Source organism: Stutzerimonas sp. C6.4V, from assembly GCF_058536345.1.
Genome location: NZ_JBZUBM010000001.1, coordinates 21,290 through 45,127, shown reverse-complemented (window position 1 = coordinate 45,127; position 23,838 = coordinate 21,290). Strand labels below are relative to the sequence as shown.

Below are 23,838 nucleotides of genomic sequence, written 5' to 3'. Positions count from 1 at the left end.
GGGTGTAAAAGCGACATCCACGCGACTGACGAGAACCGCTAACCCATCGCCGTTGTGCTGTTGTCAGGCTGATAGCCCGATACGCGCTGGCGGAATTCACCCATTCGCTTGTCTTTCCCCATTTCAGATCGTAAGGTTCGCGCGATTTTCCTATCCGCCCAGGTGTGCGCGACCCCAGGTCCGCATTAAACGGGAAGCCGGTGCGCTCGCAGAGCAAGGCCGGCGCTGCCCCCGCAACGGTAATCGACCGTGATCAAGGATCACCGCCCGCTCAACCGCCACTGTGCCAGGCACGGGAAGGCGAGCCGGGTGCGCGTCGAAAGCCCGGAGACCGGCCTGACGGATTCGACTGGTGTTGCGGAGGGCATCACCGTCAAGCGCGGCTGCGTGCCCCTGCGCTTGCTCCTGCCCTCCTCGAAAGCGCTGAACTTTTGAGGATTCGATGTGAAACTGTCTCGTTCTATATTTGCGCTGGCCATGCTGCCAGGCGCTGCGGCTGCCTTGGAACCGTATCAGGCACCGCCAATGGTCATCACCCGAGCGACCGCGCTGGAAAAACCTGCACCTGCCAGTACCCGAGTGATCGACCGAGACGAAATCGAGCGGAGTGCAGCCAGCAGCCTGATCGAAGTGCTGAATGGCAAAGCTGGTATCCAGATCCGTGACACGCTCGGCGACGGCAACCATGCCTCCATCAGCTTGCGGGGTTTCGGGGATAACGCGACTAATAACGTGCTCGTCCTGGTCGATGGCCGAAGGCTGAACAATCCCAGCCTCAGCGGCCCGGACCTAAACAGCGTGCCACTTGCCAATATCGAGCGGATCGAAGTCCTGCGCGGTGCCGGAACCGTCCTGTATGGCGACCAAGCTGTCGGCGGGGTGGTCAACATCGTTACCCGGCGACCGACCGGCAACGAAGCCTATATCGAAACCACCCAAGGCAGTCATGACCTGGAGGCATACCGAGGCCACGTATCTCAGGTATTCGGTGGTGGTCTTTCGGCATATATCAGCGGCGAGACCCGGAATACCGACAACTATCGCGACCACAACGACGCCAGCTACCGTGACCTGTTCGGACGCCTCCGTTATGACCATGACAGCGGCTGGCTTCTGTACGAATACCAGAATATCGACGATGAGCTGCTCTACCCGCGCAGCCTCACCCTCGCACAACGCCGAGCCGACCGCAGAGCAAGCACCTCGAACGAATGGAACAACAGCAAGACGGACGTGCATCGCATTGCGGGCGAACAGGCGTTAGGTCGCCATTGGACCGCGAACCTGGACTACAGCATCAGAGACAGCGATGGCGCGGGCCTGATTTCAGGTAGTCCGTTCACAGAAGGGACCCGCGTCGAAACCATCAGCCCTCGCCTCGCCGCCAATTGGGATAGCACGTCCGGCCGCGGCGAGTGGCTGTTGGGCTTCGATTACCTGAAGGCTGATTACCAGGCAGCGTACGCGTTCTTCCCGTCGTTCAGCAGCGACGCCGAGCAAACGCAGCGAGACTGGTACACGCAAGTCAACCAACCGCTAAGCGAGCGCCTGACACTGAGCCTCGGCTATCGCATCAGTGAAGTGAATGACAGGCACAACGGCCGTACGCGCAGCGACAGCGAAGACAGCTCGAGCGTTGCGCTAAGCTGGCAGGTGACTGACCACACTCACGCATTTATAAAACGCGAGGATGCTCTGCGCTGGGCCAACGTCAACGAGAATGCGCTCGTCGAGCCTGGCATCGAATTTCTCAAACCGCAGACGGGTGAGTCATGGGAAGCGGGAATCGCCTGGCAAGACGCTACCCAACTCTATCAGGCCAGCCTCTACCGGCTCGATCTCGACGATGAGTTGCTCTATGCGCCTTATGCCTTTGGAGGCTGGGGCGCCAATGTAAACCTGGACCAGACTCGCCGCGAAGGCCTGCTGCTCGAGGCTGAGCGTGAACTGACCGATCGACTTCGCGTCGGAGGCCAGTACAGCTTCACGGATACGGAGCTGCGTGCCGGTGCCAACAAGGGCAATGAAATCCCCTGGGTATCGCGCCACAGTGCCGCCATGCATCTGGACTACCAAATCATTACGAACCTGTACGGCTATCTGGAGGCCATCTATACAGGTCCGCGATACCTGGCCAACGATGACGGTAAGGTGCTACCCAAAGAAGGCGGCTATACGCTGTTCAATGCAGCCGTCCGGTATGAATACCAAGACCTCAACGTCAAGCTGCGCATCAACAACCTGACCGGTAAACGCTACGACAGCTACGCCAGCTATAGCAGCTGGCAAGCAGGCAACAAGGGCTTGTACCCCGCACCTGAAGAAGATATGCGCTTAAGTGTGGGTTACCGCTTCTGACGAAAGCCGCCGGGTGGGCCTGCTAGCCCATCTCGGCAAACCGGTGCCCAGCTGCATCCGGCACGCCCGCTTCCGGTCAGTCAGCCGCTTGCCCCATCACCTCGCAGAGCTTCCCGATTGCGCCAAGCATCTGGAAGCTCGGCCGCTCGAGCCCCTTGTCCGGGATTTCCCACAGCTGCCCCTTACGCACCGCCTCGAGCTGCGGCCAGGTGCTCCACTCCGCAAGCTGCGCGCCGCTGCCGGCTAGAATCACCTCGGGATTACGCGACAGGACCGCCTCGACACTGACCTGCGGCGCCGGCAGCTGGAGGTCGGCAAAGACGTTGCGCCCACCGCACACGCCTATTGCATCGCTGATGATCTGACGTCCGCCCAGGGTATACAGCGGGCGATTCCAGATCTGGTAGAAAACCGACACCGGCTGGTCGCGCCGGTACCGCTGGCGTAGCCGATCCAGGCCCTGCTCAAACTGCTCCTGGAGCGCCAGTCCCTGTCGCTCCCTTCCGACTCGCTTGCCAATCACAGCGAATTGCTCCGCCAGTTGCGCCAATGACAAGGGCTGGGCGACGAGCACAGGAATATCGAACTGAACCAGTTGGGCGCGTTGCGCAGAGGTGATGCTGTCCGGCCAGAGCAGCACCAGCGTCGGTTGCAACGCGAGCAGTCGCTCCATTTCGAGCTGCCCGATGCGCCCCACCGAGGGGAGATCGACCAAGGCCTTTGGCCGTTCGCCTCCGTCCAGCACGCCGACCAGCAGGTCGCCTGCATCCAGTTCCAGGATAATTTCGCTGAGCGACGGCGCCAGGCTGACCACGCGCTGCGCAGCCGACACCAGCGGCGACGTCAGTAACACAAGGCACAGCAGCAGTGTGCGCATCACTGCAGCTGACGCGGGATGCGATAGAGAACAAGCAGCGTCAGGCTGCCACAGACCAATAGCAGTTGGGCCACCGGCTCCAACCCGAGCGGCGCGCCGATTGCAGCAACCCAGGCGGGAAGCCCGGCAATACGCAAGGCGCGCAGACGAACATCGCGCAACGTGGCCCAGGCCAGGGGCTCCGCATCGCTGCCGAATGAATGTTCGGTGTCGATCAAGGCGTGTTTGTAAGAGGTGAAGCGCGGCAAGCTGAGAAACAACAGGCCCAGGCCAGCGAAGAACAATGGCAACGCGATGACTTCTTCATGGTGACCGGTCAGCTCGGGAAGCTGGTTGGCGGCAAGTACCGGTACCACCATCAGCAAGCATTGCAGCCAGCCATCCCATGACAGCTGACGACGGGCAGCTGCGCGGTTCACGACTGCTCGGCTTCGCCCTGATGGATTTCGCCTAGCATATGGCCGAGCTTGCCGGCCTTGGTGGCCAGGTACTTCCTGTTGTGCGGGTTGTGCGCGATTTCCAGCGGCATACGCTGAGCGACACGGATGCCAAAGCCCTGCAACGCCTTGACCTTGCGCGGGTTGTTGGTCATCAGCTTGATCTCGGCGATGCCGAGATGTTCGAGCATGGGCAGGCAGATGGCGTAGTCACGCATGTCCGGCGCGAAGCCCAGACGTTCGTTGGCCTCGACGGTATCGGCACCCGCATCTTGCAACTCATAGGCACGTATCTTGTTCAGCAGACCGATGCCGCGACCTTCCTGACGCAGATACAGCAGCGCGCCACGGCCCTCTTCGGAGATCGCCCGAAGCGCAGCTTCGAGCTGGAAGCCGCAATCGCAGCGAAGGCTGAACAGCGCGTCACCAGTAAGACACTCGGAGTGAAGACGGCCCAATACGGGCTTGCCGTCGGCCACGTCACCCAGGGTCAGTACGACATGTTCCTTGCCCGTATCCTGATCGAGGAAACCATGCATGGTAAACACGCCGAAAGGCGTCGGCAGTTTGGAAGCGGCGACGAACACGACAGACACCGGAGAAACTCCAGAAGGCAGAAAAGCGGATAGTGTAACAGCTTGGAAGCTGGAAGCTGGAAGCCAGAAGCCAGAAGCCAGAAGCCAGAAGCCAGAAGCCAGAAGCCAGAAGCCAGAAGCCAGAAGCCAGAAGCCAGAAGCCAGAAGCCAGAAGCCAGAAGCCAGAAGCCAGAAGCCAGAAGCCAGAAGCCAGAAGCCAGTATGCGTCGGCGATGCCCACGCCGTCACTTATGCTTTTACTTCTAGCTTCAGGCTTCAAGCTGCTTCTCTCATATCTTCGATTCAAGCTTCAACAGGCCCTGTTCCTCCCGCCAACTGACTCGGTTGAGGAAGCTCATGCCGAGCAGGGCATCGGTCGGCGAGCCGCCTTCCACCACAACGGCTTCAACGCCGAGCACATCGATCGCACCGACCTTCACGCTGTTGAGATTGACCCTCCAGGCCTTGGCCGTGCCGCTTGCAGTGCCTAGGACAATCTGCCGGCCGTCGACGCGATAGTCGATGCCGAGACGCCGCGCCTGGATTTCGTTGATCGCCACCGAGGTGGCACCGGTATCGACGAGGAACTGCACAGGCTGTCCGTTGATCGAGCCGGCTATCCAGTAGTGACCGCCCTGTCCCTGAGCGATGCTCAGCTGCCGGCGGTCAGGTTCGGCAAAGCCGGAACTCAGCTCGCGAGAAAGGCCATAGCTACGCTCAACGCCGTCTACCCGCAGAACCGCGCCTTTCGAATCAGCGCTCAGGACCTCAACACCGCCCGGCCCCACCTGCCCGACCCGAACGAGCTTACGTTGCCCATCGACATTCAACACGGCAGCACCTGGAAAAAGCCCCACCACTTGAACCATTGGAGCAGCCATGGTGCTCGATGACAGCACCGTCAGGGCACTGGCTAAAATCAGGAAAAGTGAACGCATCCGCGGAGGCTTCCTTGGCTAACGGCGATGCCGGCATTGTCCATCAGCGATGCCGGGATTGCAGCGACCCGACGCACAGCTCGTCCTAGGCCAGCCAGATTACGGCTAAGTGCATCAGGCCACAGGCGGCGAAGCCGGCGAGGATGTCATCAAGCATGATGCCCAGCCCACCGTGAACCTGGCGATCAACCCAACTTATCGGCCAAGGCTTGAGGATATCCAACAGGCGGAACACGACGAAGCCGAGCAGTAGCCAGTACCAACCGGCAGGCACCAGCCAGAAGGTGATCCAGATTCCGGCAAACTCGTCCCAGACGATGCCTTCATGATCGTGCACACCCAGATCCTGAGCCACCTTTCCGCATAGCCAGATGCCGAACAGCATGCTGGCGAGAATCAGCGCACCGTAGCCCCACGCTGGCAGCATCTGCCACATGGGCACGAACGCCAACGCCACAAGGGATCCCCAGGTGCCCGGTGCCTTAGGCAGCGTACCGGAGCCGAAACCAAAGGCCAGGTTGTGCCAGGGATTACTCCATACCGAATGCGGGATCGGCTCGGCGGCAGGCTGCAGGGAATCGGTCAAACGGTTGTCCTCATGTTCTAGTCGAGCGGCAACGACTCAGCTCGTGAAGTGGTTGTAGCCCAGATGGTTGATGGCCACAGAGTTTCCATCAGCGTCCACCAACCGAACGCCCTCACCCTCTGCCACATGGCCGATTGCATGGATAGGCCATCCTTCAGCCTGCATGTTAGGTAACGCATCGGCTGGCAAGGTAAACGCCAAAAGGTAGTCATCACCTCCCGCCAAGGCGCATTTCAGGGCCTGATCCGGACCGGCAAAGCGCAGCAGAGAGTTCGACAGCGGCACCCTGGCTTTCTCGATTACCAGTGAAACGGAGGATGCCGTGGCGATATGCGAGCAATCGGCCAGGAGGCCATCGGAGACATCCAACGCAGCGGTAGCCTTGCCACGCAGCGCCTGGCCCAATGCAAGCTGAGGCTGCGGTGACCAGTACCGCCGGAGCAGCGCTGACGCCTCGACGCTGTTCTCCTCCCGCTCGCCAAGCACAATCGGAAGAACCCCGGCGGCATCGCCAAGCCATCCACCCACACAGAGCAGATCACCTGGTTGCGCACCGCTGCGCAACAACGCCTTGCCTACCGGCACCCGCCCCAATACCGTCAGGGTCATGCTCAGCGGACCGCGTGTGGTGTCGCCGCCGATCAGACGCATGTCACAACCAGCCGCCATCGCATCGAGGCCACGGGAAAATTCGGCCAGCCAGCCGGGTTCGACAGAGGGAAGCGTCAGCGCCAGGGTAAAACCGACGGGCGTGGCACCCATGGCAGCGAGGTCGCTGGTGGAAACGGCCAACGCGCGCTGGCCGAGCAGATAAGGGTCGCACGGATCGGGGAAATGCACGCCAGCCACCAGCGTGTCTGTGGAAACAGCCAGCTGCTCGCCGACCGCAACGGTCAGCAAAGCGCAATCATCGCCGATGCCCAATGCGACATCGCCGCCAGCCCTGGCACAAGCGGCGGCGGCGAAGTAATGGCGAATCAGTTCGAACTCACCCATCAGGCCAAACACTCAGCGCTTGTGGGCGCCGACCTCGGCACTGCGCAGGCTGGGCGCCAGCTTGTCCAGCACGCCATTGACGAACTTATGCCCGTCAGTGGCGCCGAACACCTTGGCCAGTTCGATGCCCTCGTTGATCACCACGCGGTACGGGACGTCGATGCGATGCATCAGCTCGTAGGTGGACAGGCGCAGGACGGCCAGTTCGACCGGGTCCAACTCGTCCAGCGGCCGATCCAGGTGCGGCACGATGGCACCGTCGACTTCCGTCTTGGCGCGCGCGACACCCGTCAACAGTTCATGGAAGTAGTTGCCATCGACGCCGGAGAAATCGTTGTCGACGCGAAACTGCGCCTCGATTTCGTTAAGGCTCTGACCCGCCATGTGCCACTGATACAGCGCCTGCATCGCCAGGCTACGCGCGACACGGCGCGTTGCGATCTTGCCCTTGGCTTTTGGCTGCGGAGCGTCCTGGCTGTCGTCGTGATTAAGGCTCACTTGGCCTCCAGCTGCGCCAGCAGACTTACCATCTCAAGCGCGGACAGTGCAGCTTCGGCGCCCTTGTTGCCGGCCTTGGTGCCGGAGCGCTCGATGGCCTGCTCGATGGAATCGACGGTCAGCACGCCAAATGCGACCGGCACGCCGAACTCCATGGAAACCTGCGACAGGCCCTTGGTGCATTCACCCGCAACGTATTCGAAGTGCGGGGTGCCGCCACGAATGACCGCGCCGAGGGCGATGATGGCGTCGTATTCGCCTTGCTGCGCGACCTTCTGCGCGACCAGCGGAATCTCGAAGGCACCCGGGGCGCGGATGATGGTGATGGCGTCCTCAGCGATGCCGTGGCGCACCAGCGCATCGACGGCGCCGCTCACCAGGCTCTCGACAACGAAGCTGTTGAAGCGGCCAACGACGAGGGCAAACTTGCCCTGCGGGGCGATGAAGGTACCTTCGATGGTCTTCAGTGTCATAGGTGGTTTCTCATCTCTTTAAAGAACGAAGGCGCCGCGTTTCGTCGCGGCGCCCTGGCATCACTTATTCGGCGGGCAAGTATTCTACAACTTCCAGGTCGAAGCCGGATATCGCGTTGAACTTCATTGGCGAACTCATCAGGCGCATCTTGCGTACTCCGAGGTCGCGAAGAATCTGCGAGCCTGCACCCACGGTGCTGTAGGTCGCGGGCGTCGGCGACTGCTGGCGGTTGAGCTGAGCCAGCAACTGCGGTCCTGTCAGCGGATTGCCGAGCAACAACACCACGCCGCTGCCGGCCTTCGCCACTTCGCTCATTGCGGCACGCAGGCTCCAGCGACCCGGCACCGTGACCATCAGCAGGTCGCGCAGTGGCTCCATGTTGTGTACGCGAACCAGGGTTGGCTCTTCCGGCGAAATCTCGCCGCGAGTCAGGGCCATGTGCACGGTGTCTTCCACGCCATCGCGGTAGGTGACCAGGCTGAACTGGCCCAGCTCGGTTTCCAGCGGCTGTTCTGATACACGCTCGACCGTGCGCTCGTGGATCATCCGGTAGTGGATCAGGTCGGCGATGGTGCCGATCTTCAACCCGTGCTGTTCAGCGAAGAGTTCAAGTTCCGGGCGGCGCGCCATGGTGCCGTCGTCATTCATGATTTCGCAGATCACCCCAGACGGCTCGAAACCGGCCATTCGGGCCAGGTCGCAGGCCGCTTCGGTGTGCCCGGCGCGCGCCAGGACGCCGCCAGGTTGCGCCATGAGCGGAAAGATATGACCGGGACTGACGATATCTTCGGCGACGGCATTCTTAGCCACGGCGGCCTGCACGGTACGCGCGCGGTCGGCGGCGGAGATGCCGGTGGTGACACCTTCGGCTGCCTCGATGGAAACGGTGAACTTGGTGCCGAAGCCGGAGCCGTTGCGCGGCGCCATCAGCGGCAACTGCAAGGTTTCACAGCGCTCGCGCGTTATCGGCATGCAGATCAGGCCGCGGGCGAAGCGGGCCATGAAGTTGATGTGCTCGGCGGTCACGCATTCAGAGGCGACGATGATATCGCCTTCGTTCTCGCGGTCCTCGTCATCCATGAGGATGACCATCTTGCCGGCGCGGATGTCTTCGATCAGTTCTTCAGCGGTGTTCAGGGCCATTTGGCAATCCTTCTATTCTTTTACCGAGCAGGGTGCAGATAGCCGTGTTCGGCGAGAAAGCTTTCCGTCAGACCGGAGGCATCAGGCTCGGCCGCCTTGTCGCCCATCAGCAGGCGCTCCAGGTAACGCGCCAGCAGGTCCACTTCCAGATTCACCTTCCGCCCGGGGCGGTAGTCGACCATGATGGTTTCGGCCAGGGTGTGCGGCACGATGGTGAGCTCGAACTCGGCGCCATTGACCGCGTTGACCGTCAGACTCGTACCGTCGACCGTTATCGAGCCCTTGAGCGCGATGTACTTGGCCAACTCGCGTGGCGCGCGGATGCGGAACTGCACGGCGCGGGCGTTCTCTTCCCGCGATACGACTTCGCCGACCCCATCTACGTGGCCACTGACCAGGTGCCCGCCGAGGCGGCTGGTCGGCGTCAGCGCCTTTTCCAGATTTACCCGGCTGCCGGTCTTGAGGTCAACGAAGGCCGTGCGCGCCAGTGTCTCGCGGCTGACATCGGCCCAGAAGCCGTTGCCCGGCAGTCCGACCGCTGTCAGACAAACGCCGTTGACCGCGATGCTGTCGCCCAGCTTGACGTCGGCCAGATCCAGCTTGCCGGTCTCGACCAGCACGCGAACGTCGCCGCCCTTGGGCGTCATGGCTCCGATGGTGCCGATGGATTCGATTATTCCTGTGAACATACGGCCTCCCGCGGAAGGCTGTTGAAACGATGCATATGACGAACTCCTGTTTTGGATAAAACAGGGCGCTGCAGATCGATAGAGGGAGTAGACGTGCGCACGAAAGGCGCCCGTCGAGGCATCCCGCTCTCTCTCATCCGGACTATACCGTCGGCCCCGGGATCACACCGGGTCTGCTGACCTTGTCGAAGACAAGCGCTCGCGGGCTAGGCACATAACGGCACCATTACCGCCGGTGGGGAATCGCACCCCGCCCTGAGAACGTGGGCCTTTCAGGCCCGGCGCAGTTTTTACCACAGATGGGGCGGTTCTGCAGCCGGCAAAGATCCGTTTGATCGTGAGCGGACCGGAGAAACATTTTTTTACATCACTGCAACTCCCGTTACGCTTGTTTGTCCATACGCATCGCATCGCCCCTCGGCACCAGATCGGCTGTCACAGCGTGGCGATGCAGCGCAAGACGATCAGGATGGAACGTCACTCCGCATTTCTTCGTACCGACACGCCGAATCAGGGTCAGCTCGCCGTTTCGCCGACTCCGCGCCGATCAGGAAACGATCAGGACGAACGCTCCGAACCTTAACTGTGCCGAGAGGGATGGGTATGTCAGGGTTTACGGCTATGGATACCTCGGCTGCCGCGCAGGCGGCCGATATTGACCGCAACGGCTTTGCAGTCATCGAACACTATATTTCGCCCGAGGAGCTTGACCGGGCTCGCGCCTACGTCGAGCTGCAGGCTGCCAGCCGTGGCGGCGAGTATTTCTGCATCCATGGCATCGAAGCGCTACAGGACAGCCTGGCGGGTTCGCTGGCCCTGGCCGCGCCATTCAAGGAGCGTCTGAGCGAGCTCTATCGAATCCAGGCGGGACGCGAGCCTGTCGCGACGGAGCAGATCTTTCCGGTGATTCGCTGTCTGCAGGGCCGAAGCGGGCTCAAGCAATCGCACTTCTACCACTTCGATGCCACGGCCGTCACTGCGCTGCTTCCGCTGATCATTCCGACCGAGGGCGAGCACTGCGGCGATCTGCTGATTTTCCCCAACCTGCGGCGCATCCGCTTCAATGCGCTGCGCAACGTGATCGAGAAGGCCATCCTGCATAACACCGTCAGCCAGAAGCTGGTCGCGCTGGCGGTGCGACGTGGCTGGCTCAAGCCGATTCGCCTGAAGCTGGTGCCGGGAAATCTCTACCTGTTCTCCGGTTACCGGAGCCTGCATGCCAATGATGAATGCGATCCGGCAATGCTGCGCGCCACCATCCTGCTGCACTTTGGCAATCCCCATCACGAAAGCCTGATGGCACGTGCGCTGCTGGGCGCCAACAAACGTCGCGCCAAGCTGGACCACAACGGCTTAAGGCCCGTGAACTAGCCAGCAAGGGTCATGGCGGGATGCTGCGTCCGGACAGGCTATGGCGCAGAGAGCGGAACAGGTCAGGCGCGCGGTACGACGATGATTTTCCAGTCAGCGCCGACCGCGCGCATGTCCTTGATCACAAGCTCAGGCGCCTCGCTCATGCGCTCAAGCGGCAGATCGAGCAGCGGTCGGGCCGAGGAACCGAGAAACTTGGCGGCAACGAATATCTGGTATTCATCGATGAGCCCGAGGGCGGCAAAGGCGCCGGCCAGCCGCGGGCCCGCCTCGAGCAGCACCTCGTTGGCACCGCGAGCCGCAAGCTCGCGTAGCAAACCGTGCAAATCCACACGCCCCGCTTCGTTCATGGATGTCAGCAATTCGTGGCCCGCTGCTTCGTAAGCCGCAGCCTGGTCAGAACGGCTGCTTGCCACCCATGCCGGACCCGCCTGGAAGAACGGCGCATCCAGTGGCACGCGCAGTTGACCATCGACCAGCACCCGCAGCGGCTGGCGTCCCATGGCGAGCGCGGTCAGTTCCTCATTGAGCCCTAGTTCCGCGGCACGCACGGTCAGCCGGGCGTTGTCCATCAACACCGTGTCCGCGCCGGTCAGGACCAGGCTCGACCTCGCGCGCAGCCGCTGGACCTCGGCACGCGCGGCGGGTCCGGTGATCCACTGGCTTTCTCCGCTGGCCATGGCGGTGCGGCCGTCCAGGCTCATGGCGAGCTTTGCCCGCAGGTATGGCAGGCCGGTTTCCATGCGCTTGATGAAGCCGACGTTCAGTGCTCGGGCCTCGCTTTCCAGCACCCCGCTTGCCACCTCGATACCAACGCTGCGCAAGCGTTCGAGCCCACGCCCGGCCACCTGGGGGTTGGGGTCCTGCATGGCCGCGACGACACGACCGACGCCGGCCTTGACCAGGGCGTCGGCACAGGGCGGCGTGCGTCCATGATGGCTGCAGGGCTCAAGAGTGACGTAGGCGGTTGCGCCACGAGCGCGCTCGCCGGCCTGGCGCAACGCATGGACTTCCGCATGTGGCTCGCCGGCACGCACATGCCAGCCCTCGCCAATCAATTCATCATCCTTGACGATGACGCAGCCGACCCGGGGATTGGGGTGCGTGGAGTACAGCCCCCGGCGCGCCAGCTGCAGCGCCAGGGCCATCCAGGCGTGGTCGTTGGTACTCATTCGGTTTTGGCGGGTTCGCGTGACAGGCGCTCGATTTCCTCGCGGAACTCGTTGAGATCCTGAAAACGGCGATAAACCGACGCGAAGCGGATATAGGCGACCTCGTCGAGCTTCTGCAACTCGACCATCACCAGCTCGCCCAGCACCCGCGACTTTATCTCCCGTTCGCCAGTAGCCCGCAGGCGATGCTTGATATGGGCGATGGCTTCTTCGAGGCGCTCGACGCTAACCGGGCGCTTTTCCAGGGCGCGCTGCATGCCGGCACGCAGCTTTTCCTCGTCGAACGGCTGCCGGCTGCCGTCCTGCTTGATCAGCCTGGGCATCACCAATTCGGCGGTCTCGAAGGTGGTGAAACGCTCACCGCAGGCGAGGCATTCACGGCGACGGCGCACCTGATCGCCCTCGGCCACCAGGCGCGAGTCGATGACTTTGGTGTCATGTGCACCACAGAAGGGACAATGCATGGGCTAGAGCTGTCAGACGTCGGGACGGCCATGGTAGCGCATCCCGCCGGCAAGACAAATCGAGCGGATTGTTGCTATACAGGCGCGCATCAACCTTATTTCTGGAGCCGTCCGTGCAGTTACGCCCCTTTGTCCTGCCCGCCCTGCTGCTGTTGGTCGCTGGTTGTTCAAGCGAGCAATCCCAGCGCCCAACCGCCCCCGTCACATTCGAGGAGCCACCGCTGGAGGTTTCCCCAATGCATGAACTGCATGGCAGCCTTCTTGGCGTACCGGCGGACAGCCAGGTCGAGCTGGCACTGCTGGAGGTCAACCGACGCGACCAGCCGGACCGGCTGCTGAGCAATGTACAGCTGCAGGGCCGGGGCACCGAGCTGCCCTTCATCCTCAGGTTCAATGCCGAGAAATTCCCCAAGGCCCAGGATGTCGAGCTGCGCGGACGCGTGACCCGCTCTGGGCAGTTGATCATGCGCCTGCCGGCAGTGCGCGTGGCCAGCCCGGCCAGCCAGTCCCTGGGCCCGCTGCATCTGGTACCTGCGCCTTGAATGCCCCCGCAGTCCTGCAGCAGGCGCTTACCGAGCTGCTCGGCGACGCATCCCTCAATGCCGAGGCGCTACCAGGCACCGATATCCGGCTATGGCTGATCGACGCGGCCAACATGGACCGCGCATTCAGCCCGGAGGAAACCCGGCGGATTCTCGAGGAGCCACCCTACTGGTGCTTCTGCTGGGCCAGCGGCCTGGTGCTGGCCCGCTGGCTGGCCGACCGACCGGAGTGGGTGCGCGGCAAGCGCGTGCTGGATTTCGGCGCGGGATCGGGCGTTGCCGCCATCGCCGCTGCCAGGGCCGGCGCGGCCGAAGTGGTTGCCTGTGACCTCGATCCGCTGGCGCTTGCCGCCTGCCGTGCGAATGCGGAGCTCAATGGTGTTCAGCTCAACTATTCGGATGATTTCTTCGCCGAGACCGACCGCTACGACCTCGTCGTCGTGGCCGACGTGCTCTACGACCGCGCCAACCTGCCCTTGCTGGATCAGTTCCTGAGCCGCGGTCAGGTGGCGCTGGTCGCTGACTCCCGTGTCCGTGACTTCAACCATCCGCTGTATCAACGGCTGGATATCCTCGACGCCTGCACCTGGCCGGATCTGGCCGAGCCAGCGGAGTTTCGTCGGGTCAGCCTCTACCACGCCAGACGTGCAGCTGCCGAGGGGCTGGCTGCAATGTGCTGATATGCGCCGGCCCGATCGATCAGGCCGCCCGCTGCAGGAGCACGACATGTCGACCGGAAAACCAATGCGCCTGTTCTTCGCCCTGCACTGTCCAGCCCAGCTGGCCGAAGCGATCGGCTGCTGGCGCGACAGTGTCGGCATCGAAGGGCGCCCCGTTGCGCAGGCGAACCTGCACCTGACCCTCGCCTTTCTCGGCAACCAGCCCCAAGACGCCCTGGAAAGCTTGAAGCAGCTCGCGGCTGAACTAAGCATCGATGCCTTTGCCCTGCAGCTCGACCGGCTTCAGATGATTGGCAAGGACTACGCCTGCCTGGTTCCGGGGCGACACCCCTCACAACTGGATCAACTCGTCGCGCAGCTGCATGCAGGTCTGGCTGCGCGCGGTGTGGCGCTGGACGCGCGGCCGTTCCTGCCTCACGTGACCTTGTCGCGCCACGTTCGGGCCTTGCCCGATGCGCTGCCCCCGCCCCTCGATTGGCCTGTGGACCGCTTCGGCCTCTATCAGTCCGAAAACACGCCGCGCGGCGTCCGCTACCGGGAACTGGCGAGCTGGGCCCTGGGCGCCAATCGCTGATAGGCGACACTGCTCGGGCTTGCTTCCGAATCGGATCGCCTCCACTTAACATGCACGCCTCTTCCGTACGTGCCCATCCCGAGAATGCCAATGAGCCAGACACCCCACATCTTCGACGTCACCGGCGCCAACTTCGAGCAGCTGGTGCTGGAAAACTCCTTTCACAAACCCGTGCTGGTAGACTTCTGGGCCGAGTGGTGCGCGCCGTGCAAGGCGCTGATGCCGCTGCTGGCAAAGATCACCGAGGAGTACCAGGGTGAGCTGCTGCTGGCCAAGGTCAACTGCGACATCGAACAGGACGTCGTGGCCCGTTTCGGCGTACGCAGCCTGCCGACCGTGGTGCTGTTCAAGGATGGCCAGCCAGTCGACGGCTTTGCCGGTGCCCAGCCGGAATCGGCTATTCGCGCCATGCTCGAGCCCCATGTGCAGGCACCCGCTGCGCCGGAAGCCGATTTGCTGGAGACTGCGCAGAGCCTGTTTGCGGAGGGACGCATCAGCGAAGCGGAACACCTGCTCCAGCAATTGCTTACCGAAGACAACGAGAATGCTGCCGCGTTGATCCTTTACGCCCGCTGCCTGGCCGAGCGCGGCGAACTGGGCGAGGCGGAAGTGGTGCTCGACGCAGTCAAGGGCGACCAGCACAAACAGGCACTGGCCGGCGCCCGGGCACAACTGGCCTTCCTGCGCCAGGCCAGTGACCTGCCTGAGGTCGCCGACCTCAAGAGCCGCCTCGCGCAGAACGCCGACGACGATGAAGCCGCGTATCAGCTGGCTGTCCAGCAACTGGCACGTCAGCAACACGAAGCTGCGCTGGACGGTTTGTTGAAATTGTTCATGCGTAACCGCGGCTATGCCGAAGGGCTGCCGCACAAGACGTTGCTGCAAGTGTTCGATCTGCTGGGCAGCGATCATCCGCTGGTTACCACCTACCGTCGCAAGCTGTACCAGGCTCTTTATTGAAGAGTGTCGCGGCTGGACGACGGAAGCGCCTTCGGCGGTTCCATCCTACGGATTCCACGGGCTCGATCTGTCGTAGGCTGGGTTAGCCGAAGGCGTAATCCGACAACCCTCATCCTGTAAGCATTCGGCTCAGCTCCCGGCAATCACGGGCATGCAGGTCCGTCAGCTCGGGCCATGGGTTGTCCGGCACGTTGACCAGCACGCCGCGAGCGCCCGCCGCTTTGGCGCACTCCAGGTCGAAGCGGAAGTCACCCACCATCACCAGCGCCTGTGGCTCGACATCCCATTTCGCTGCCAGATGCAGCAGGCCACCCGGGTCGGGCTTGGGTGGCGCCTCGTCGCGGCCGAGGATGTCGTCGCGGGCAAAGCAGTCACCCATCCCCACCGCCTGCAAGGTAACCAGCGCCAGCTCATGGGCATTGCGTGTGAGCACGCCGAGCCTACAACCACGGTCGCGCAGGTCATGCAGAAGCTCGCGGGCGCCCGGCGCGGGGGTTGCGGCATAGGCCAGCTCGCGCTCGTGTTCAAGCAACCAGGCGCGCTTCCCGGCGGCTTCCTCAGCAGGCAGCGCGGCCAGGTGATGCAGGATGTCGTCCTCTTCTGGGATGTCCAGCGCCCGCTTGATAGCCAGGAAATCGTGCACGGCCATGGTCAGGGTGCCATCCATGTCGAACACCCAGTGCCGAGCCTCGGCCAGGCTCACTTCCAGTCCTCACGCACACGGATCAGGCCTTCCTGTGCCACCGACGCAACCAGTTGGCCGGCCCGGTTGAAGATGCTGCCACGGGCGAAGCCGCGCGCATTGCCGGCCCAGGGGCTGTCCATCGAGTACAGCAGCCACTCGTCCGCGCGCACTTCGCGGTGGAACCAGATGGCATGGTCGAGGCTCGCCAGTTGGATGAACTTGCTCCAGGAGCTGACGCCGTGGGGTTGCAGCGCGGTGCCGATAAAGCTGAAGTCCGAGGCGTAGGCCATCAGGTACTTGTGCAGTGCAGGGTTGTCCGGCAACGAGCCGTCAGCACGAAACCAGATGTGCCGAACCGGTTCGATCGGCTCTGGATTGATCGGATCCTGCAGCGTGACCGGGCGGATCTCTATCGGCTTGGGCCGGCGCAGCTTCTCTGCCACACGCGGCGGCACCAGGGGCGTCAGCTTGTGCATCAGCTCCCATTCGCTGAGCAGGTTTTCCGGCCCCTCGACTTCCGGCATCGGCAGCTGATGCTCGTAGCCGGTTTCATCGGCCTGGAAAGACGCGCTGCAGGTAAAGATGGTCTGGCCTTTCTGGATCGCACTGACCCGACGGGTGGTGAAACTGCCGCCGTCACGGACGCGGTCGACATCGTAGACCACCGGTTGGTGGGAGTCGCCGGGGCGCAGGAAATAGCCGTGCATCGAATGCACGTGGCGCTCCGGTGCGACCGTCTGGCTGGCTGCGGACAATGCCTGACCGACCACCTGACCACCAAATAGCTGTGGAAAGCCCAGGTCCTGGCTGGCGCCGCGAAAAAGGTTTTCCTCGATGCGTTCCAGCGACAGCAGATTGACCAGCGTGTCTAGGGTGTCGGTCATGGTGTTGTTTTCCTTGATTTATGCGGGCACGGCAGGCGCGCAATCTTACGGATTCCACCGACATCGCTCCACTGATTGCGCTTATCGCCGGCTATCGGCCCAGTTATCTCGCGTTATTCGATACAAGAGGTGCGCCCGCAGGGGGTGCCCCTCGGCGATGTCCGGATGAGCGAAGTCATCCTGCTCATGCATGCCAAGCGCTTGCATCAACCCCAGCGAGGGCTCGTTGACCGCCGCGGTATAGGCCACCACTTCCGGCAGCTGTAGCTGTTCGAACGCGCAGGCCAGCGATGCCTCGGCGGCCTCGCGTGCCAGGCCCTGCCCCCAGCAGTGCTGTGCGAGACGCCAGCCGATTTCCACCGCTGGACAGAACGGCAGCTGCAAGCGGCTCCAGGCCAAGCCGGCCATTCCGATGAAACACCCGTCCGCCTTGAGCTCAAGCGCCCAGAAACCGAAACCGAACCGGGCGAAATGGATCCGGCAGCGTGCCATCACAGCAGCACAGTCATCGCGTGAGAGCGTCCCCGGGAAATAGCGCATCACCTGCGGATCGGCGCACATCTCTGCCAACGGATCGAGGTCGGCGTCATGCCAGGCACGCAGGCGCAGCCGAGGGGTGTCCAGTTCAATGCGTTCCATCGGTTCGCCCACGCTGTCTCCTTGATGTATCAAATCTCTGCTCTGCATACTGGCTGCTGTTTTCAACGGCTGCCACCCGATGCCCCTGCCGCTGGTATTCCACGACGACTACAGCCCGGCATTGCCGCCTGGGCATCGCTTTCCGATGGAGAAGTTCCGGCTGCTGCGCGACTACCTGGTCGACAGCGGTATGACCACCGATCGGGCACTTTTGCGCCCAGCCCTCTGCCCGCATGAGGTGCTCGCGCTGGCCCACGACAGGGACTACGTCGAGCGCTACTGCAGCGGCGACATGAGCCGCGACGAGTTGCGCCGGCTCGGGCTGCCGTGGAGCCCGCAACTGGCGCAACGCACCGTACGGGCCGTGGGTGGCTCCCTGTTGGCCGCCGACCTCGCCCTGCAGCACGGCCTGGCCTGCCATCTGGCAGGCGGGACCCACCATGCCCACTACGATCACGCCTCGGGATTCTGTATTTTCAACGATCTGGCGGTCATGGCCCTTTCACTGCTGGAAAGCGGGCGCGTCGGCCGCGTGCTGATCTTCGACTGCGACGTGCATCAGGGTGACGGCACGGCGCGCATCCTCGATCAGGTGCCGGACGCCGTTACCGTCTCATTGCACTGCGAAAAGAACTTCCCCACGCGCAAGGCGCGCAGCGACTGGGACATCGGCCTGGCGCCCGGCACGGGTGACGAGGCGTATCTGAAGGTGGTGGACAACACCCTGGGTTACCTGTTGCCCCTGTACCAGCCGGATCTGGTGATCTACGACGCCGGCGTCGATGTGCATCGCGATGATGCGCTGGGCCTGCTCAACCTCAGCGACAGAGGCCTGGCGATGCGCGACAGCGCGGTGATCGAGCATTGCCTGGGGCGTGACATCCCGGTCGTTGGCGTCATTGGTGGCGGCTACGACAAGGATCGCGCCCTGCTTGCCCGCCGCCACGCGCAGCTGCATTTCAGCGCGGCCGAGGCGTGGCAGCGCCATGGGCTGCGCTGATCGGCCACCGCTGGTCATACCAACCGCTGCATGATGGAACTTCAATCGGCTTCGGGCCCCCTTACCTCTATGTACTGATCCTGTACAGACGTCTGGCCGCCGTACGCGAGCACCGACTACAAAACAACGAGGAAGACCCATGCTCGAAACCGACACCACCACCACTGCCTATCGCAACAGCCGCCGCCGCACTTTGCCCCACACATCCTGGAGTGCGGTGTTTGCCGGCATCGCCCTCGCGTTGGTCGTCTCGTTGCTGATGCACCTGCTTGGCACTGCCATCGGCACCTCCACCATTGATCCGGCCACCGAATCCAACCCTGTCGCCGGTCTCGGAAAAGGCGCAATCATCTGGATGGTGCTTGCCGGAGTCGTTTCGCTGGCCATCGGTGGTTATATCGCGGGCCGCATGGCCCCCCGTCACGGCATGTTGCACGGCCTGCTGGTGTGGGCCGTCACTACGCTGGTCACGGTGTACCTGATTGCCAGTCTTGTGGGTTCGGCGGTTTCGGGCACAGCCAGCATGGCAGGCTCGACCGTGCAGGCAGTCGGCTCCAGTGTTGCGTCCATGGCACCGGCCATTGGCGGCCAGATCAAGGAGCAGGTCCAACAGGCAGATATAGATCTGGACCTGAGCGACATCCAGGCCGAAATCAAGCAGGCGCTGCGCCAGACCGGCAAGCCGCAACTGGCTCCGGAGAACCTCGAGCAAGACGCCCAGCAGGTTCAGCAGCAGGCGCAGAATCGCGCCGAGCAAGCCCAGCAGAACCCACAGCAGGCTGACGAGCAACTGTCGCAACTGATCGACCGTATCCGGCAGAAGGGCGAGGAAACGCTGAGCGCTGCCGATCGCGAAGCGATGGTCAACCTGATGCAGGAGCGCGGCAACATGAGCCAGCAGGAAGCCGAGCAGATGGTCAGCCAGATCGAGCAGCAATATCAGGAAGCCTATGCCAAGTTCCAGGAATTGCAGGCACAGGCCGAGCAGAAGGCCCGGGAAATCGCCGACCAGGCCGCCAAGCGCGTATCACAAGCCAGCTGGGCATTGCTGATCATGCTGTTGATCACTGGCGCCATTGCCGGTTTTGCCGGCATGTTCGGCTATCGCAGCCAGCCCAAACAGAACGACGCGATTTAAGCGATATCTCCCCGGCGCTTGACGCGCCGGGGTTCGTTCCTGGTCACGCGGCAAGACATCCTTCGACAGTCAACACTCGACTCCTCCCGTGAATCGGTAGAATGGTCGCCTTTGCACCAGGCGCACCGATCATGCCAACCCCTCCCCCTCCTGCTCGTGTCGCCATTATCGGCGGCGGCCCTGCCGGCCTGATGGCAGCCGAAGTGCTGAGCCAGGCGGGTGTTTCGGTGGACCTCTACGACGCCATGCCCTCGGTCGGACGCAAGTTCCTGCTGGCCGGCGTCGGCGGGATGAACATCACCCATTCCGAACCCTTCGAGCCGTTCATCGCGCGCTACCGTGAACGCGCAACGGCGCTTCGCCCGCAGCTTGAGGCGTTCCCGCCCGAGCAGCTGCGCGACTGGATACACGGGCTGGGTATAGACACCTTTGTCGGCAGCTCCGGCCGCGTTTTCCCCACCGACATGAAAGCCGCACCGCTGCTGCGGGCCTGGTTGCGCCGCCTGCGCGACGCCGGGGTGCAGATTCATACACGACATCGTTGGCTGGGCTGGAATGCCGACGGCAGCCTCAAACTGCATGGCCCCGATGGCAACATCAGCGTCACCGCCAACGCCGTGCTGCTCGCCCTTGGTGGCGGCAGTTGGGCACGCCTGGGATCCGACGGTGCCTGGGTTGCGCTGCTGGAAAAACAGGGCATCGCCATCCGCCCGCTGCGGCCAGCGAACTGCGGCTTCGAAGTGGCCGGCTGGAGCAGGCATCTGCAAGAGAGATTTGCCGGCGCCCCGCTGAAAACCGTGAGCCTCGCGCTCGCCGGCAGCGCAGCACGCAAAGGTGAGTTCGTGCTCACCGCCAGCGGCATCGAAGGCAGCCTGGTGTATGCGCTGTCTGCCGAGATCCGCCAGGCCATCGAGAGGGACGGCAAGGCTACCGTCATGCTCGACCTGCTACCCGACCACTCGTTGGACAAGGTCATCCGCGCCCTCGGCAAGCCGCGCGGGTCGCAATCCATGGCCAAGCACCTCAAGCGCCAGCTCGGCCTCGATGGCGTCAAGGCCGGCTTATTACGCGAACTCACGCCCGCTGACGCCTTCGACGACCCGCTGCGGCTGGCGAACGCGATCAAAACCCTGCCAATCGAACTGCTACGGCCACGCCCGCTGGACGAAGCAATCAGCAGCGCCGGCGGCGTACCCTTCGAAATGCTGGACGACGGCCTGATGCTGCGCCGGTTGCCCGGCGTGTTCTGTGCAGGAGAAATGCTTGACTGGGAAGCCCCCACCGGTGGCTACCTGCTCACCGCCTGCTTCGCCAGCGGCCGCCAAGCCGCCCGCGGCATGTTGCGCTGGCTGGATGAGCGGCAGGTTCCGCGGCCCTAGCGTTTTTTGGCGGGCTTGCTGCCACCCAGGCTCGGCACCTTGCGGATCGGCTTGGCGTTGGGCTTCTCGCTTTCATCGAACCAGTTACCCAGATGCACGCGGCCCTTGCCGGCCGACTCCTTGGGTTTCTTGGGTTTTTTCGGCTTCTTGATGATCTGCCCGCCCGGCTGGGTAGTCGGGACGCGGTGATCGGGGACGAAGCCTGGCTCGTCGTGACGCGGCAGCACCCGCTGGATCAGCGTTTCGATGGCAGCGAGCTGATCGACCTCGTCGGCAGCGACCAGCGACACGGCCTCACCCGTTGCACCCGCCCGGCCGGTGCGGCCGATACGGTGCACATAGTCCTCGGCGACTGTCGGCAGGTCGAAATTGACCACCTGTGGCAGGTCGTGGATGTCCAGACCACGCGCGGCCACGTCGGTGGCTACCAGCACCTGCACTTCCCCGGCCTTGAAGCGTTCCAGCGCACGCAGTCGTGACGCCTGCGGTTTGTCGCCGTGGATCGCATCGCTGCTGATGCCCTGCGCCTGCAAGTCGTCCACCAGCTGGTCGACACCCTTGCGGGTCTTGACGAAGACCAGCACCTGGCCCCAGCGCTTCTGCGCCAGCAGATGCAGGAACAGCTCGGACTTGCGCTTCTTGTCCACCGGCACCAGCCACTGCCTGACCGTCTTGGCGGCGGCATTGCGCGGGCTGACTTCGATGGACAGCGGATCGCGCAGCAGCTCTTGCGCCATCTGCCGAATCGCATCGGAGAAGGTTGCGGAAAACAGCAGGGTCTGGCGCTTCTTCGGCAGCGCACTGAACAGCGCGTCGAGTTCTTCGGAAAAGCCGAGGTCGAGCATGCGATCGGCCTCATCCAGCACCAGCGCCTGTACCTGGCTGAACTTCACCGCGTTCTGCCGGTACAGGTCGAGCAACCGACCCGGTGTCGCCACCAGCACATCGATGCCTTTGCGCAGGGCCATCATCTGCGGGTTGATGCTGACGCCACCGTAGACCGCATAGGTCCGCAGCGGCAGGTCTCTCCCATAAGTCCTGAATGACTCGTGCACCTGCTCGGCCAGCTCACGGGTCGGCACCAGCACCAGTGCCCGAACGGAGTTGCTCGACACCTGCGGCCCTTCGTGCAGCAGCCGTTGCAGCAGCGGCAAGGCGAAACCCGCGGTCTTGCCGGTGCCGGTCTGCGCGGCGGCCATCAGGTCGCGGCCCTTGAGCACAGCCGGAATCGCCTCTGCCTGGACCGGCGTCGGCTGGGTGTATTCAAGCGATTCGAGGGTGCGCAGCAGCTGATCGATCAGGCCGAGTGAGGCGAAGGTCATGACGGTAACCGGGAGGATGAAAACGGGGTGAGAAGTTTACTCGGAATGGAAGCTGGAAGCTGGAAGCCAGCGTAGGTGGATATCGCCTTCTACATTCACCGTTGGTCGCCGAATGAAACATGCGGCACCGGCAGCCCCAGGAGTGACGGGCCGACACCGCTATCGCAATAGCAACCTGCCCTCGATAGGTACATAACGGGACGCGGCGCGAATCAGCGAATTGGCGGTCAGCCCCGGCGCGCCGTAGGCCGTCGCTTCCGCACCACCTGCCCGTACGCGTTCGAGCAGCAGATCGAAGTCGCCATCGCCGGACGCCAGCACCACTTCATCGACTCGCGGGATCACATCCAGCACATCGATGGTGATGCCGACATCCCAGTCGCCCTTGGCCGAGCCATCGCTGCGCTGGATGTAAGGCTTGAGCTTCACCGTGAAACCCAGGTTGCGCAGGATCTGCTGAAACTGTTGCTGCTTGGCGTCGCCCCGGTCGATGGCGTAGGCATAGGCCTCGACGATATCGCCGCGCTCGCTGACGTCTGCCCACAACGCGGCGTAATTGAAATGGCAGCCATGGGCCTGGCGCACGGTGTAATACAGGTTCTGCACATCGGCAAACAGGGCGATTTTCTTCACGCGGTGACCTGGTATCGGAAGGGTCGGTCAGTATGGATGGCAATGGCACGCATGTCGCTGCCCAGTCCCTTGGGCTAAAGTGCGCGCCTGTTTCACATGACAGTAGCCACTGCAATGACCCTACTCCAGATATTGCGCGACGCCTGGTTTTTCTACTCTCGCAACCTGGGCACCATCGCCCGCCTTTGCCTGCCGCTGATCGTGCTGGAGAGCTGCACCACGATTGCCGTCGAGCATCTGTTCGGAACGGACGCCCTGCCGGTACAGAGCGTGCTGATCGGCATGATCTTCTACCCGCTCTACATCGGCGCGCTGATCCTCTTTCTCGACGCGCGCAGCCGCGGCTATTCGCCGTCCGTACGGGAGGTCTGGGCGCGCGCTTTGCCGCTCTGGCCGTCATTGGCCGTGCTGGCGGGCCTCGGCACCCTGCTGATCATGCTGGGCGCCTCGTTGTTCGTGCTGCCGGGGCTCTGGGTGATGGTCAAGATCGCCTTTGCCGAGTACCTGCTGGTGCTGCGGGGCATGACACCCCTGACGGCATTGAAGGAAAGCTTCCTGCAGACGAGGGGGCATTTTCTGCTGATATTTGGCTGCATTCTCGCCGTGCTCGTGCCGCTGTGGCTGCTTGAGGCCTGGCTTGCCCAGCACCTGTGGGCCGACGATACCGCTCGCGGCGCGCTTGCCGTGGTGATCGACAGCGCAGTCGGCCTGGTGCAGCTGTTGGCCACGGTCGTGCTGTTTCGCTGCTTCATGCTCTGTACTGCGCCGGCCATCGTTCACGACGACCAAAGTTGACGCAACCAGCAGCAGAGTGCTGCAGCCGG

The 23,838-nt window shown here is 63.1% G+C and carries 27 protein-coding genes and 2 riboswitches; of the genes, 10 read left to right on the top strand and 17 right to left on the bottom strand.

Annotation, left to right across the window (positions count from 1 at the left end; all coding sequences use genetic code 11):
- The first annotated feature begins 143 nt into the window (after nt 1–143).
- Nucleotides 144–354: riboswitch (cobalamin riboswitch) on the top strand.
- 90 nt (nt 355–444) lie between these two features.
- The gene (locus AC4LFW_RS00225) at nt 445–2,358 is read left to right on the top strand and encodes a TonB-dependent receptor (protein ID WP_491816834.1); all 1,914 of its coding nucleotides are present in this window, start codon (nt 445–447) and stop codon (nt 2,356–2,358) included.
- A 76-nt stretch (nt 2,359–2,434) separates the two neighbouring features.
- Here AC4LFW_RS00225 and AC4LFW_RS00220 read toward each other — a convergent pair whose 3' ends face one another.
- The 10 genes from AC4LFW_RS00220 to AC4LFW_RS00175 all read right to left on the bottom strand — a co-directional run bounded on the left by AC4LFW_RS00220 (nt 2,435) and on the right by AC4LFW_RS00175 (nt 9,571).
- Nucleotides 2,435–3,235, bottom strand: coding sequence for a cobalamin-binding protein (locus tag AC4LFW_RS00220; protein ID WP_491816833.1), 801 nt, complete (start codon nt 3,233–3,235; stop codon nt 2,435–2,437).
- Nucleotides 3,235–3,654: a hypothetical protein gene (locus AC4LFW_RS00215; RefSeq protein ID WP_491816832.1), complete on the bottom strand. Its 420-nt coding sequence runs from the start codon at nt 3,652–3,654 to the stop codon at nt 3,235–3,237. Before AC4LFW_RS00215 ends, AC4LFW_RS00220 begins: the two co-directional genes overlap by 1 nt.
- On the bottom strand, nt 3,651–4,268 hold the full coding sequence (ribA, locus tag AC4LFW_RS00210; protein WP_491816831.1) for a GTP cyclohydrolase II: 618 nt from the start codon (nt 4,266–4,268) through the stop codon (nt 3,651–3,653). The genes AC4LFW_RS00215 and ribA overlap by 4 nt, the downstream gene beginning before the upstream one ends.
- A gap of 269 nt (nt 4,269–4,537) precedes the next feature.
- Nucleotides 4,538–5,185, bottom strand: coding sequence for a retropepsin-like aspartic protease family protein (locus tag AC4LFW_RS00205; RefSeq protein WP_491816830.1), 648 nt, complete (start codon nt 5,183–5,185; stop codon nt 4,538–4,540).
- Between the two features lie 85 nt (nt 5,186–5,270).
- A complete protein-coding gene (locus AC4LFW_RS00200; protein WP_491816829.1) occupies nt 5,271–5,771 on the bottom strand; it encodes a phosphatidylglycerophosphatase A family protein in 501 nt (166 codons plus the stop codon).
- A gap of 36 nt (nt 5,772–5,807) precedes the next feature.
- A complete protein-coding gene (gene thiL / locus AC4LFW_RS00195; protein WP_491816828.1) occupies nt 5,808–6,767 on the bottom strand; it encodes a thiamine-phosphate kinase in 960 nt (319 codons plus the stop codon).
- A 12-nt stretch (nt 6,768–6,779) separates the two neighbouring features.
- Entirely contained in the window at nt 6,780–7,265 is a 486-nt protein-coding gene (gene nusB, locus AC4LFW_RS00190; RefSeq protein ID WP_491816827.1) for a transcription antitermination factor NusB, read from the bottom strand.
- Nucleotides 7,262–7,738 carry a 6,7-dimethyl-8-ribityllumazine synthase gene (ribH, locus tag AC4LFW_RS00185; RefSeq protein WP_019340068.1) on the bottom strand — a complete coding sequence of 159 codons (477 nt, stop codon included), beginning with the start codon at nt 7,736–7,738 and terminating at the stop codon, nt 7,262–7,264. Before ribH ends, nusB begins: the two co-directional genes overlap by 4 nt.
- Nucleotides 7,739–7,802: 64 nt before the next feature.
- Complete coding sequence (gene ribBA, locus AC4LFW_RS00180; RefSeq protein ID WP_491816826.1) at nt 7,803–8,882, bottom strand: bifunctional 3,4-dihydroxy-2-butanone-4-phosphate synthase/GTP cyclohydrolase II; 1,080 nt, start codon at nt 8,880–8,882, stop codon at nt 7,803–7,805.
- 20 nt (nt 8,883–8,902) lie between these two features.
- Nucleotides 8,903–9,571 carry a riboflavin synthase gene (locus AC4LFW_RS00175; RefSeq protein ID WP_491816825.1) on the bottom strand — a complete coding sequence of 223 codons (669 nt, stop codon included), beginning with the start codon at nt 9,569–9,571 and terminating at the stop codon, nt 8,903–8,905.
- Between the two features lie 121 nt (nt 9,572–9,692).
- Nucleotides 9,693–9,838, bottom strand: a riboswitch (FMN riboswitch).
- Nucleotides 9,839–10,192: 354 nt separating this feature from the next.
- Here AC4LFW_RS00175 and AC4LFW_RS00170 point away from each other — a divergent pair.
- Nucleotides 10,193–10,942, top strand: coding sequence for a hypothetical protein (locus AC4LFW_RS00170; protein WP_491816824.1), 750 nt, complete (start codon nt 10,193–10,195; stop codon nt 10,940–10,942).
- A gap of 62 nt (nt 10,943–11,004) precedes the next feature.
- Here the strand turns inward: AC4LFW_RS00170 and ribD are convergent, their stop codons facing one another.
- Both ribD and nrdR read right to left on the bottom strand, forming a co-directional pair.
- Nucleotides 11,005–12,114: a bifunctional diaminohydroxyphosphoribosylaminopyrimidine deaminase/5-amino-6-(5-phosphoribosylamino)uracil reductase RibD gene (gene ribD / locus AC4LFW_RS00165; RefSeq protein WP_491816823.1), complete on the bottom strand. Its 1,110-nt coding sequence runs from the start codon at nt 12,112–12,114 to the stop codon at nt 11,005–11,007.
- On the bottom strand, nt 12,111–12,578 hold the full coding sequence (nrdR, locus tag AC4LFW_RS00160) for a transcriptional regulator NrdR (RefSeq protein WP_045424280.1): 468 nt from the start codon (nt 12,576–12,578) through the stop codon (nt 12,111–12,113). Before nrdR ends, ribD begins: the two co-directional genes overlap by 4 nt.
- Before the next feature lie 113 nt (nt 12,579–12,691).
- On the opposite strand from nrdR, the gene AC4LFW_RS00155 reads away from it, so the two are divergent.
- The 4 genes from AC4LFW_RS00155 (at nt 12,692) to trxA (ending at nt 15,334) form a co-directional block, all read left to right on the top strand.
- The gene (locus tag AC4LFW_RS00155) at nt 12,692–13,120 is read left to right on the top strand and encodes a YbaY family lipoprotein (protein WP_491816822.1); all 429 of its coding nucleotides are present in this window, start codon (nt 12,692–12,694) and stop codon (nt 13,118–13,120) included.
- The gene (locus AC4LFW_RS00150; RefSeq protein ID WP_491816821.1) at nt 13,117–13,800 is read left to right on the top strand and encodes a class I SAM-dependent methyltransferase; all 684 of its coding nucleotides are present in this window, start codon (nt 13,117–13,119) and stop codon (nt 13,798–13,800) included. Before AC4LFW_RS00155 ends, AC4LFW_RS00150 begins: the two co-directional genes overlap by 4 nt.
- Before the next feature lie 46 nt (nt 13,801–13,846).
- Nucleotides 13,847–14,374, top strand: coding sequence for an RNA 2',3'-cyclic phosphodiesterase (gene thpR / locus AC4LFW_RS00145; protein ID WP_491816820.1), 528 nt, complete (start codon nt 13,847–13,849; stop codon nt 14,372–14,374).
- Between the two features lie 90 nt (nt 14,375–14,464).
- A complete protein-coding gene (gene trxA / locus AC4LFW_RS00140) occupies nt 14,465–15,334 on the top strand; it encodes a thioredoxin (protein WP_491816819.1) in 870 nt (289 codons plus the stop codon).
- A gap of 109 nt (nt 15,335–15,443) precedes the next feature.
- Here the strand turns inward: trxA and AC4LFW_RS00135 are convergent, their stop codons facing one another.
- The 3 genes from AC4LFW_RS00135 to AC4LFW_RS00125 form a co-directional block, all read right to left on the bottom strand.
- The gene (locus AC4LFW_RS00135; RefSeq protein ID WP_491816818.1) at nt 15,444–16,037 is read right to left on the bottom strand and encodes an HAD family hydrolase; all 594 of its coding nucleotides are present in this window, start codon (nt 16,035–16,037) and stop codon (nt 15,444–15,446) included.
- Nucleotides 16,034–16,903: an acyl-CoA thioesterase II gene (gene tesB / locus AC4LFW_RS00130; protein ID WP_491816817.1), complete on the bottom strand. Its 870-nt coding sequence runs from the start codon at nt 16,901–16,903 to the stop codon at nt 16,034–16,036. The genes AC4LFW_RS00135 and tesB overlap by 4 nt, the downstream gene beginning before the upstream one ends.
- Nucleotides 16,904–16,984: 81 nt before the next feature.
- On the bottom strand, nt 16,985–17,542 hold the full coding sequence (locus AC4LFW_RS00125) for a GNAT family N-acetyltransferase (RefSeq protein ID WP_491820074.1): 558 nt from the start codon (nt 17,540–17,542) through the stop codon (nt 16,985–16,987).
- 79 nt (nt 17,543–17,621) lie between these two features.
- On the opposite strand from AC4LFW_RS00125, the gene AC4LFW_RS00120 reads away from it, so the two are divergent.
- From AC4LFW_RS00120 to AC4LFW_RS00110, 3 genes are all read left to right on the top strand, one after another.
- Entirely contained in the window at nt 17,622–18,542 is a 921-nt protein-coding gene (locus AC4LFW_RS00120; RefSeq protein WP_491816816.1) for a histone deacetylase family protein, read from the top strand.
- A gap of 139 nt (nt 18,543–18,681) precedes the next feature.
- Nucleotides 18,682–19,680, top strand: a complete 999-nt coding sequence (locus tag AC4LFW_RS00115) for a TIGR04086 family membrane protein (RefSeq protein ID WP_491816815.1) — start codon at nt 18,682–18,684, stop codon at nt 19,678–19,680.
- A gap of 131 nt (nt 19,681–19,811) precedes the next feature.
- Nucleotides 19,812–21,059, top strand: coding sequence for a TIGR03862 family flavoprotein (locus AC4LFW_RS00110; RefSeq protein ID WP_491816814.1), 1,248 nt, complete (start codon nt 19,812–19,814; stop codon nt 21,057–21,059).
- Here the strand turns inward: AC4LFW_RS00110 and rhlE1 are convergent.
- Both rhlE1 and AC4LFW_RS00100 read right to left on the bottom strand, forming a co-directional pair.
- Nucleotides 21,056–22,381, bottom strand: coding sequence for an RNA helicase RhlE1 (rhlE1, locus tag AC4LFW_RS00105; RefSeq protein ID WP_491816813.1), 1,326 nt, complete (start codon nt 22,379–22,381; stop codon nt 21,056–21,058). The two genes, AC4LFW_RS00110 and rhlE1, sit on opposite strands and share 4 nt — an antisense overlap.
- Before the next feature lie 159 nt (nt 22,382–22,540).
- Entirely contained in the window at nt 22,541–23,014 is a 474-nt protein-coding gene (locus AC4LFW_RS00100; protein ID WP_491816812.1) for a LabA-like NYN domain-containing protein, read from the bottom strand.
- 114 nt (nt 23,015–23,128) lie between these two features.
- On the opposite strand from AC4LFW_RS00100, the gene AC4LFW_RS00095 reads away from it, so the two are divergent.
- On the top strand, nt 23,129–23,809 hold the full coding sequence (locus tag AC4LFW_RS00095; protein WP_491816811.1) for a YciC family protein: 681 nt from the start codon (nt 23,129–23,131) through the stop codon (nt 23,807–23,809).
- The last annotated feature ends 29 nt before the right edge of the window (nt 23,810–23,838 follow it).

What these genes read in the sequence shown, in the direction of transcription:
- thpR (WP_491816820.1), top strand. Translation starts at nt 13,847, where the DNA reads ATGTCGACCGGAAAACCAATGCGCCTGTTCTTCGCCCTGCACTGTCCA.
- tesB (WP_491816817.1), bottom strand. Translation starts at nt 16,903, where the DNA reads ATGACCGACACCCTAGACACGCTGGTCAATCTGCTGTCGCTGGAACGC.
- thiL (WP_491816828.1), bottom strand. Translation starts at nt 6,767, where the DNA reads ATGGGTGAGTTCGAACTGATTCGCCATTACTTCGCCGCCGCCGCTTGT.
- AC4LFW_RS00120 (WP_491816816.1), top strand. Translation starts at nt 17,622, where the DNA reads ATGCCCCTGCCGCTGGTATTCCACGACGACTACAGCCCGGCATTGCCG.
- ribD (WP_491816823.1), bottom strand. Translation starts at nt 12,114, where the DNA reads ATGAGTACCAACGACCACGCCTGGATGGCCCTGGCGCTGCAGCTGGCG.
- AC4LFW_RS00175 (WP_491816825.1), bottom strand. Translation starts at nt 9,571, where the DNA reads ATGTTCACAGGAATAATCGAATCCATCGGCACCATCGGAGCCATGACG.
- ribBA (WP_491816826.1), bottom strand. Translation starts at nt 8,882, where the DNA reads ATGGCCCTGAACACCGCTGAAGAACTGATCGAAGACATCCGCGCCGGC.
- AC4LFW_RS00170 (WP_491816824.1), top strand. Translation starts at nt 10,193, where the DNA reads ATGGATACCTCGGCTGCCGCGCAGGCGGCCGATATTGACCGCAACGGC.
- rhlE1 (WP_491816813.1), bottom strand. Translation starts at nt 22,381, where the DNA reads ATGACCTTCGCCTCACTCGGCCTGATCGATCAGCTGCTGCGCACCCTC.
- ribH (WP_019340068.1), bottom strand. Translation starts at nt 7,738, where the DNA reads ATGACACTGAAGACCATCGAAGGTACCTTCATCGCCCCGCAGGGCAAG.
- trxA (WP_491816819.1), top strand. Translation starts at nt 14,465, where the DNA reads ATGAGCCAGACACCCCACATCTTCGACGTCACCGGCGCCAACTTCGAG.
- nrdR (WP_045424280.1), bottom strand. Translation starts at nt 12,578, where the DNA reads ATGCATTGTCCCTTCTGTGGTGCACATGACACCAAAGTCATCGACTCG.
- AC4LFW_RS00205 (WP_491816830.1), bottom strand. Translation starts at nt 5,185, where the DNA reads ATGCGTTCACTTTTCCTGATTTTAGCCAGTGCCCTGACGGTGCTGTCA.
- AC4LFW_RS00220 (WP_491816833.1), bottom strand. Translation starts at nt 3,235, where the DNA reads ATGCGCACACTGCTGCTGTGCCTTGTGTTACTGACGTCGCCGCTGGTG.
- AC4LFW_RS00110 (WP_491816814.1), top strand. Translation starts at nt 19,812, where the DNA reads ATGCCAACCCCTCCCCCTCCTGCTCGTGTCGCCATTATCGGCGGCGGC.
- AC4LFW_RS00125 (WP_491820074.1), bottom strand. Translation starts at nt 17,542, where the DNA reads ATGGAACGCATTGAACTGGACACCCCTCGGCTGCGCCTGCGTGCCTGG.
- AC4LFW_RS00095 (WP_491816811.1), top strand. Translation starts at nt 23,129, where the DNA reads ATGACCCTACTCCAGATATTGCGCGACGCCTGGTTTTTCTACTCTCGC.
- AC4LFW_RS00115 (WP_491816815.1), top strand. Translation starts at nt 18,682, where the DNA reads ATGCTCGAAACCGACACCACCACCACTGCCTATCGCAACAGCCGCCGC.